The sequence below is a fragment of the Oleiphilus sp. HI0080 genome (genome assembly GCF_001635135.1).
Genome location: NZ_LWFU01000139.1, coordinates 1 through 747 on the forward strand (window position 1 = coordinate 1; position 747 = coordinate 747).

At 51.0% G+C, this 747-nt stretch carries 1 protein-coding gene; it reads left to right on the top strand.

Annotation, left to right across the window (positions count from 1 at the left end; translation table 11 throughout):
• Positions 1–747, top strand: a 747-nt coding sequence (locus A3751_RS22460; protein ID WP_197466096.1) for a hypothetical protein, incomplete at both ends; no start/stop codon positions are given.

Consider the following 747-nt stretch of genomic DNA (forward strand, 5'->3'; position numbering starts at 1 on the left):
GCTTGGATATCAAGAACGCGCTCGCTCGCGCACTCGTCTTACAAGCTCGAGCAGCGCGCACAGGCGATCCGCAGGCTGCATTTCGTTCAAGCTATCTTAGTGCCGTTATGAGCGTTGCTGCGAATCTGCATGATCGTGCACAGATGGAGTCAGGCGAACTTATCCTTAGCGAGATCCCGTTTAATTTCAGGGTGATGATGTTGCAGGTATACCAGGAGTTTTTGCCTCGTTTAGAGCGCAGAGCGATCTCTGCCAACATTCATTTTGATCCGAACCTCCCTGCATTTGCGGTTGGCGACCCAGAGAAACTAAAGCGAATTGTGCGAAATGCGTTTAAACGAGCACTTCTTCAAGCGCGTGTTGATTCGTTTACTGTTCGAGCACAGTATCGGCCCGATACACGAACTGGCCCAAGATTTTTACTAGAACTCGTTACCAGTGGAAAAGCAGATGCTGGTAGCGGTATTAGTCAGTCAGGAGACGGGCGGAAGGAGCCTGAGAAGGGCCCAACGCCAATGCTTGAGATGCTTTGTTACATCATGGGCGCGCGCTGGGTTTTTTCGATGGGCCTGGATGGAGAGTTGAAACAAAGCCTTAGCGTTGCGCTGCCAACCGTCGATGCGCCGGCGAACTCTTTACTCGATTTAAATGAGTACAGTGCGTTAAAGCACTTGCACGTACTCGTCTATGATCTCCCAGACCAGGCAAAAAGTGTAATTGCTCGGAGTCTGAAAGGGCTGGTCAGTC